The sequence below is a fragment of the Asanoa siamensis genome, assembly GCF_016862555.1.
Taxonomy (GTDB): domain Bacteria; phylum Actinomycetota; class Actinomycetes; order Mycobacteriales; family Micromonosporaceae; genus Asanoa; species Asanoa siamensis.
The window spans coordinates 1-8,607 of the sequence record NZ_BONE01000150.1; the positions used below are offsets into that span (position 1 = coordinate 1).

5 protein-coding genes and 1 pseudogene are annotated in these 8,607 nt (G+C 72.8%); 1 reads left to right on the forward strand and 5 read right to left on the reverse strand.

The annotated features are described in order from the left end of the window. Positions 1-451 precede the first annotated feature (451 nt). Both Asi02nite_RS40290 and Asi02nite_RS40295 read right to left on the reverse strand, forming a co-directional pair. Positions 452-1,273 (reverse strand): ABC transporter permease, encoded by an 822-nt coding sequence (locus tag Asi02nite_RS40290; protein WP_203719322.1) that lies wholly within the window; start codon positions 1,271-1,273, stop codon positions 452-454. Then, positions 1,270-2,121, reverse strand: coding sequence for an ABC transporter ATP-binding protein (locus Asi02nite_RS40295; protein ID WP_203719323.1), 852 nt, complete (start codon positions 2,119-2,121; stop codon positions 1,270-1,272). Before Asi02nite_RS40295 ends, Asi02nite_RS40290 begins: the two co-directional genes overlap by 4 nt. Before the next feature lie 177 nt (positions 2,122-2,298). Between Asi02nite_RS40295 and Asi02nite_RS40300 the strand changes: the two genes are divergently transcribed. Then, positions 2,299-4,290 carry an ethylmalonyl-CoA mutase gene (locus Asi02nite_RS40300; protein WP_203719324.1) on the forward strand — a complete coding sequence of 664 codons (1,992 nt, stop codon included), beginning with the start codon at positions 2,299-2,301 and terminating at the stop codon, positions 4,288-4,290. 110 nt (positions 4,291-4,400) lie between these two features. On the opposite strand, the gene Asi02nite_RS40305 is transcribed toward Asi02nite_RS40300, so the two are convergent. From Asi02nite_RS40305 to Asi02nite_RS40315, 3 genes and pseudogenes are all read right to left on the reverse strand, one after another. Next, the gene (locus Asi02nite_RS40305) at positions 4,401-5,093 is read right to left on the reverse strand and encodes a hypothetical protein (protein WP_203719325.1); all 693 of its coding nucleotides are present in this window, start codon (positions 5,091-5,093) and stop codon (positions 4,401-4,403) included. Beyond that, positions 5,090-8,119, reverse strand: a complete 3,030-nt coding sequence (locus tag Asi02nite_RS40310) for an FtsK/SpoIIIE domain-containing protein (RefSeq protein WP_239127692.1) — start codon at positions 8,117-8,119, stop codon at positions 5,090-5,092. Before Asi02nite_RS40310 ends, Asi02nite_RS40305 begins: the two co-directional genes overlap by 4 nt. Before the next feature lies 1 nt (position 8,120). Further along, positions 8,121-8,607 (reverse strand): annotated as a pseudogene (locus tag Asi02nite_RS40315) (hypothetical protein); the annotation flags it as partial.

The window sequence follows — 8,607 nt, forward strand, 5'->3', positions numbered from 1 at the left end:
GGCCTTGGCGCCGCGCAGGGCGCGTTCCGTCGGGCTGTGTCAGGCGTGCCTGGGCGGCCTTGGCGCTGTGCCGGGGGCGTGGCGCTAGGCCGGGTCAGCCGGGCTTGGGCGGCGTTGTCTGCGCTGGGGTGCGCAGTGCCGGGCCGGGTCCTTCGGGCCTGAGCGGCGTTGGGCCGCGCTGGGTGCTCCGTGGCGGGCCGTGTCATAGGTCCGGGCCGGCGCTGGCCAAGGGGCCGACCCGGGCGGGCCGACCTGCCTGCCGCCTTTGCTCGGGCTGGGGGCGTCGCGCCAAGTCCGTGTCGGCGCACCCCGGTCTCCCCTGGGGCCGCGCGCCCGGTTGCGTCAAAGGGGCTGGGCGGCCTTGGCCTGGCGCCGGGGTGCTTGTCCAAGTCCGACGCCGTGCGCTCCTATGCGGCGCCGCGGCGAGGAGGTTCGCACGACGCGCGGGTGGTTAGCCGTCGCGTTTGGTTGTCCAGCGGAAGGTTGTGATGCAGAGGACCAGGCCGATTACGCACCATAGGCCTAGGACCAGGGCTACCCGGCCTAGTTCCCAGGAGCCGCCCGGTTCCTGGGTGGCGAAGGAGTCCGGTAGGAAGACCGAGCGTAGGCCCTGGCACATCCATTTCAGCGGGAAGATCGCCGCGACGTGTTGCATCCAGGTGGGCAGGCTGGTGAAGACGAAGAAGACGCCTGAGATGAACTGCAGGATCAGGGCCACCGGGGTGACCACGGCGGGCGCGCCGCGGGCGGTGCGGGCGACCGAGGAGAAGGCGATGCCGCACAGGGTGCAGGCCGCGATGCCCAGCACGCCCACCCAGAGGAACGTCAGCCAGCGCGCGGCCGAGCTCGGTAGCTCCAGGTCGAAAAAGAGCGCCGAGACCGCCAGGAGGATCGCTGTCTCGATCACGCCGACGACCAGGACCATGATCACTTTGCCGGCGAAGTAGACCCACTTCGGCATCGGGGTGCCGCGGAGGCGCTTGAGGACGCCGCGGTCGCGCTCGGCGGGGATCTGGATGGCCAGGCTCTGGAAGCCGACCGACAGGAGGCCGGTCGCGATCATGCCGGTGATGAAGTATTGGGTGAAGTTGACGCCGCCGCCGATCTCGCCGTCGAAGATCGACGCGAAGATCACGATCATGATGGCCGGGAAGGCCATGGTGAAGACAACGGCCTCGCGACTGCGGGTGAACTGCTTGATCTCGAGGCCGCCCTGGCGCAGGCCCAGCGTGAGCGGACCCGGCGTGGCTGGGGTTTGCGTGACCGCTGTCATCGGTGTCCGATCATCGTCAGGTAGACGTCTTCCAGGGTCGGCCGGGCCACGGTGAGCCCGGGGACCTCCCCTCCGTAGCCGGCGGCGATCTCGGCGACCAGAGCCGTCGGCGTCGAGGTCTCCTTGCGCTCGAGCACGCCCTCGGGCGTACGCCAGGACACTGTCGCGGGGGCGTTCTGCCGGTCGCCGAGAGCGGCTGGTGTCGAGACGGCGACCAGCGACCCGGCGGCGATGACCGCGAGCCGGTCGGCGAGCGCCTCGGCCTCTTCGAGGTAGTGGGTGGTCAGCACGATCGTCGTGCCGGCCGCCGACAGGTCACGGATCAGATCCCAGAACTCGCGCCGCGCCTCGGGGTCGAACCCGGTCGTCGGCTCGTCGAGGAAGAGGAGCTCGGGCCGGCCGATGATGCCGAGTGCCACGTCGAGCCGGCGCTTCTGGCCGCCGGAGAGGGTGTGGGTGCGCGCCCGCTCCTTGGCGCCCAGGCCCACGCGGCCGATCACCGCCTGCGGGTCGTCGGGGTTGGGGTAGAAGCGCGCGAAGTGCCGCACGACCTCGCCGACGGTCAGGTCGTCGAACTCGCCCGTGCCCTGCAGGACGATGCCGACCCGCGCCCGCCAGTCCTTGCCGGCGTGCTGGGGGTCGGAGCCGAGCACGCTGACCGAGCCGCCGTCGCGGTGCCGGTAGCCCTCGAGGATCTCCACCGTGGTGGTCTTGCCCGCGCCGTTGGGCCCGAGGAGCGCGAACACCTCGCCTCGACGCACCTCCAGGTCGACGCCGGCCACGGCGACGTTGTCGCCATAGGCCTTGCGCAAACCACTGACCGCGATCGCGGGCTCCTCGTGCGTCATGACAGACATGATGCCTTTCGCGTTCGGAGGAGGCCGATCTGGGGCAACGGGCTGTGGATAACTCCCGCCTGTGGATAACTCAAAACGATCTCCGCGGGGCGACCACACTCGCTGTCATGCGCCAGCACCCCGTTCAAACGCCCGAAAACCGGCCAAAAGGCGTCTTACACTGCGCCCATGGATGGCCGCCTGCCGGAGCGCGACCGCCCCTGGGTGATGCGCACCTACGCCGGTCACTCGTCGGCGCGGGCAAGCAACGCGCTGTTCCGGCGCAATCTCGAGAAGGGCCAGACCGGCCTGTCGGTTGCCTTCGACCTGCCGACCCAGACCGGCTACGACCCCGACCACCCGCTCGCAGCCGGCGAGGTCGGGCGGGTGGGTGTGCCGATCTCGCACCTCGGCGACATGCGTGCGCTCTTCGACGGCATCCCGCTCGCCGAGGCCAACACCTCGATGACCATCAACGCGACCGCGATGTGGCTGCTCGCGCTCTACGTCGTCGTGGCGGAGGAACACGGTGCGGCGGCTGGGGAGCTGTCCGGCACCACGCAGAACGACATCGTCAAGGAATACCTGTCCCGCGGCACCCACATCTTTCCGCCGGGCCCCTCGCTGCGGCTGACCACCGACACGATCACGTGGGCGGTCACCAACGCGCCCCGGTGGAACCCGATCAACGTCTGCTCCTACCACCTGCAGGAAGCGGGTGCCACGCCGATCCAGGAGGTCGGCTTCGCGCTGGCGACGGCGGTGGCGGTGCTCGACGCCGTACGCGACACCGGTCAGTTGCCCGCCGAGCGGATCGGCGACGTCGTCGCGCGCATGTCGTTCTTCGTCAACTCCGGTGTGCGCTTCGTCGAGGAGATGGCGAAGATGCGGGCCTTCGCGGGGCTCTGGGACGAGATCACCGCGAGCAGATACCAGGTCGAGGATCCGAAGAAACGACGGCTGCGATACGGAGTGCAGGTCAACTCCCTCGGCCTCACCGAGGCCCAGCCGGAGAACAACGTCCAGCGCATCGTGCTCGAGATGCTGGGTGTGACGCTGTCCCGCTCGGCCCGGGCCCGGGCGGTGCAGCTACCCGCGTGGAACGAGGCCCTCGGCCTGCCCCGCCCCTGGGATCAGCAGTGGTCCTTGCGGATGCAGCAGGTGCTGGCGTTCGAGTCGGACCTGTTGGACTACCCCGACCTGTTCGACGGCTCGACCGTGGTGACGGCCCTGGTCGACTCGATCATGGTTGGTGCCCGCCGCGAGCTGGAGCGGATCCTGCGGCTCGGCGGCGTGGTCGCCACGGTGGATTCTGGCTACCTCAAGGCCGAGTTGGTGGCCTCGCTGGCCGAGCGCCGCCGGCGGATCGAGTCGGGCGACGAGGTGGTGGTCGGGGTAAACCGCTACCTCGACACCGAGCCGTCGCCGCTCACGACGACAGGCGCCGACCACGTCGAGTTGGTGGACCCGGCGGTCGAGGCGCGGGCGGCGGCCGCGGTACGCGAGTGGCGGGCGTCCCGGGACCCGGCGCCGGTCGAGGCGGCGCTCGACCGCCTCCGCACCGACGCCGGCGGCGGCGCCAACCTGATGCCGGCCACCATCGCCTGCGCGCGGGCGGGGGTGACCACCGGCGAGTGGGCGGGCGCGCTGCGCGAGGTGTTCGGTGAATACCGGGCACCGACCGGCCTCTCGGCCGCGACGGGCGGCGATGTCGACCACACGCTGTCCACGGTTCGCGAACGCGTGTCGCGGACCGCGGCCGACCTCGGCTCCGGGCGGCTGCGGTTGCTGATGGGTAAGCCGGGCCTGGACGGTCACTCCAACGGCGCCGAGCAGATCGCGGTGCGTGCACGGGACGCCGGCTTCGAGGTGATCTACCAGGGCATCCGGCTGACTCCGGAGGAGATCGTGGCCGCCGCGGTCGAGGAGGACGTCGACCTGGTCGGGTTGAGCGTGCTGTCGGGATCGCACCTGGCCGCGGTCCCGGCGGTACTCGACGGCCTCCGCGCCGCCGGCCGCGCCGACCTGCCGGTCGTCGTCGGCGGCATCATCCCGCCGGGCGACGCCGACAAGCTTCGCGCGGCCGGGGTCGCCCGGGTCTTCACACCGAAGGACTTCGCCCTGACCCAGATCGTCGACGACCTCGTCGAAGTCATCCGCACTGCCAACGCCTTGAACTGACCAGCCGGGCGTGGGCACGGCAGCAGGTGATGACCAGGCGTGGTGGGCGCGGCGCCAGGTGATGAGCGGGCAGCGCGCTGCCCCGGTCGGCCGGGGTTCTGAGCGTGGTGTCAGGTCAGGGTGACGATTACCGCCGACAGGGCGCACAGGCCGCCGAGGACCGTCAGGGCGAAGCCGCCCGTGTCCAGGCGGGTTGACCAGCGGCGGTGGGTCCAGCGGGTGGCTATCGGGAGGCCGGCGAAGGGGGCTGCGAAGTAGGCGAGCCAGCCGAGTACGCGTAGGAGGTCCGCGGCGGGGATGTCGAGGGTGCCCAGGCCCGCCAGGGCCGCGGCGAACGCCGTCGTGGTTGCGGTGGCGGAGGCGCCTAGGAGGGGGAGGAGAGGGAGTACGAAGAGTGGCAGCTTGCCGTCCGTCGGCGGGGCGCCGGCTCGGGGATGGGCGCCGTGGATGCGGTGGGCCGTCTCCGCCAGCAGCGTGGCGGTGGCGTCCTCGGCCAGGTCCAGGCGGGGTTGGGCGGTCGCCGGCGCAGGGTCCGGTGTGGCGCCGGCGCGTTGGCCGGGCCAGGTGCGGGTTCGCTGGAGGTCCGACCAGAGGCGTTCCGCCTCCTGGTCCACCTCGACCACCGTGGCCGCCGCGGCGGCTGCGCGGCGGTCGGTTTCGCGGGCGTTCTCCTCGGCACGGCGGAGTTCGGCGGCCGCGGCGGTCATGCCGTCGTGGTAGGCCCGTTCCGCTGCCGCCAGGTCGGTGGCCCGGCGGCTGACCGTGGCTTCCAGCTCGGTGATGAGGTCGCGGTAGTCGGTCATCGTTGACCGCCCGGCGAGTTCGCGTCGTCGGTGAGCGGGGTGGGGTGCGGGCCGCGTGACTGGTTCGGCAACAGGGTGGGGACGGAGGTGAGGCGGGTCGGGGGGATTCGGTACGGGACGATCACCTGAGGCGTCCGGTCGGTGGCGCGGTCGAAGAACAGGGCGCGGCGCTCGCGGGGGTACCAGGTCGGGCCGCCGGGTTGGGGAGAGAGCGGCGCGAGGTCCGGGCCGTGTACGTCGAGGGCCACCCAGCCGCCGATCGCGTCCATCCGGGCGCCTGGGCCGCCGAGGTCGTCGCGGAGGCGGGCCACGGTCCGCCACCAGCCGATGACGTGGATGCCGTGTTCCGGGCCCCGGACCAGGAGCGGTCTGAGGTCGATGCCTGGCGGGCGGCCGTCCCAGGCGAAACCGACCACCACGTGCGGGGCCGCAGCTGTCGGCGCCTCCAGCGCGGCGGCCAGCTCGGACACGAGCCCGGCCACCGTGGACCGGTCGTACCGGAGCGCGCCGGGCAACGCCTCGGCAAGGGCGGCGGCCGCCGGAGCGGACGCGTCGTCGAGGCAGACGACGCTGAACCGCGTCCGGCCGAGCGCGGATCCCAGCGGCCGTCCGGGTGGGACCGCCGGCTGAGCCGACAACGACGACGCCGACGAATACGACGGTGACGGCGACGGCGGGTACGGCGGTGACGGCGACGACAACGACGAGGGCGACGACAACGAGGGCGACGACGAGGGCGACGACGAGGGCGACGACGATGAGGGCGACGGCAACGACGGGGGCGGCGGCAACGACGGTTGCGGCGGCAACGACGGTTGCGGCGGCAACGACGGGGGCGACGACATCGACGAGGGCGACGACAACGACGAGGGCGACTGCGCCGCTGATGACACCGACGCAGACACCGGCGCGGACGCAGGCGCGGACGCCGACGGCGGCGATGCGGAGGAGTGCGACGACGAAGAGGTTGGCGGCGACGGAGTCGCGGTCGGCGACAGCGACGTGGACAACGAGAGGGCCGCTGCCGTCAGGATCGCGGTCGCGTCCGTCGTGCGGGTGCCCAGGACCGCAAGGTTGCGCCCAGGAGTTCGGCTCAGCGGGAACACCGCCGGTCGGGCGTTGACGTCGATCGTCTCGCCCAGGACGGCCGCTGCCGAAGCAGGGAGGGATGGGTGCGGAAACTCCGGCAGCTCCGGCACCGCGTCGCCGTCGAAGAGGTGTGGCGGGCTTGCGTGTGGGGGGCGGTGGGTCCACAGGTTCTGTTGCAGCGTGCGCCACGTCGTGCGGTCGCTTGCGTCGGGTAGCCGCACCACCTGGTTCGCCGACGGTACCCCCGAGTCCGCGTTCACCACCGCCGTGAAGCGGGGGATCGTGTCCGCCGCCAGGTTGGTTTCCGACAGGATGCGGCGGGCCTTCGGCAGCGCCACCCGGAGCGTGAACTGGGCCACCAGGCCCGACCGGCCCCACAGCGCCTCGATTCCCGAGACGTCCTGCGACGCCAGCACCAGGTGGATGCCCTGCGAGCGGCCGCGGCGCGCCAGGTCCTCCAGCAGCGCCACCGCCTCCGTCGTCACCGCGTCCCGGCCACCGAGCAGGACCTGGAACTCGTCGATCACCGCGACGATGCGGGGCCAGGGCGCGTCGGGGTCCTCGGAACGCAGTTCCGCCAGCTTCGAGGCGTCGACGCGCTTCGCCGCCGCCGCTCGGGTGCGCAACTCCGCACCCAGGTGGCGCAGCAGCGCCAGGCCGAACTCGCGGTCGTTGTTGATGTTGACACCGACCAGGCGTACGTGCGGCAGCCAACTCGGATCCCGCGGGCCCGGCGCGAAGCGGGCGAACGACACGCCCTCCTTGAAATCCAAGAGATAGAGCGCCAGCTCGTCCGGGGAGTAGCGGGCGCAGAGCGCGCCCAGCCAGGCGTACAGCAGGTTGGTCTTGCCCGAACCCGACGGGCCGCCGATCAACGCGTGCGGCGGGTCGTCCCCCAACGCCAGCGAAACCAGAGAACCGTCCGCGGCCGTGCCGACCGGGGCCGAGACCCCGTCGACGGCCGCGAGGGTCCAGCGCCGGGACGGCAGCAGGTCCGCGAACGACGCGGCCGGCGGCCCCGAGGTCGCCACGGCCGCGACCGCGCGGCATCGCGCCGCGATCGACGCCAACGAGGGAGCCGGGTCCAGCGTGATCGGCAGGTCCGCCACCGCCGGCGAGCGCGCCACCCCGCCGGTGACGACGACCGGTACGACCGTCGCCGCCGCGGGCAACGACACACCCCGCGCCACCAGGTGGATCCCGCACGCGGGGCCGAGCCGCACCACCCGGTCGAGCTGCGCCCAAGGCATCGCGGCGTCGTCGGACGGGTCACCGAGCAGCACCACCACCTGCCACGGCGCGGGCCGCGGGCGCAGCGCGGCCACCGTCGTGTGGCCCGCCGCCAGCACCAGCGCGTTCAACCGCTGGATCTCGTCGACCAACTCGTCCAGGGTTGCGCCCAGGTCGCCCGGGCCGACGAACCGCACCAGCGACGCCGCCCCCAGCGGCGCGAAACCCGACAGCGTCCCGCCGAGGCGCTCCGGGTCGTAGACGGTCAACCGCACCGAGCCCGGCGGTGCCGCCAGCACCCCCAGCAGCACCGACCGCACCACGTCGTCCACGACGGACACCGGGCCCGACAGCGCCAGGTGCCCGCGGTCCAACAGCGGCAGCAGCGCCGGGAACTCCGTGCCGCAGCCGGGCGCCGAAACCGTGCCCACCCGGACCAGGGAATGGTCGGGCAGGAACGCAGCTAGCGCGGACGCCACCCGCCGTGACGAGGCCGCGAACGTCGCCTCGATCGCCCGCCGGGCCCGCTCGCGTTCGGCACCCAGACTCTTGACGCAGGCCTCGTGCGCGTCCGAGACCGAGCGCAGCAGCGAGAGCGCCGCCGCCCGCCGCGACTCCGCCAGCGCCGAGGCCGCCCGCGCCTGCCCCCGCGCCGCCGCCAGCGACTCGCGTACCTCGGCCACCAGCCGGGCCCGCGCGCCGCCCATCTCAGGCCGCCTCGCCGGCGAGCGACTCCACCGTGGCCCCGGTCAACGACGACACCACCGACACCAGCACCACCCCGACCACGGCGGCGTCCGCGGGATGGGCGGAAACCGGATCGCCGCCGGGCAACCGCAGCGCCTGGCACACCAGCGCCGACGCCGACGAAGCCGGCAACCCCGGCAACAGCGACCGCAGCCGCGGCAGAGCGGCAGCGCGTAACAGCACCGGCGGGACAACCCCGACCAGACCGGCGGTACGCGCGGCGAGCGCCCACCCGACCGCGGGCGGCGCCGCGACGAGCACCGCCCGCAACCGCTCCCGCGACGTGACCGAAGCCGAAGCCGCCGCGACCAACACCGAGCCGACAGACGAGGACGCGGACACGCCCGGCCGCGCCACCCCGACCAGACCCGTCAGCACGTCGATCCGATCAGCCCACGGACACTGCCCGGCCGTCACCACCACGGCACCAGGCGAGATGCCGAGCCCC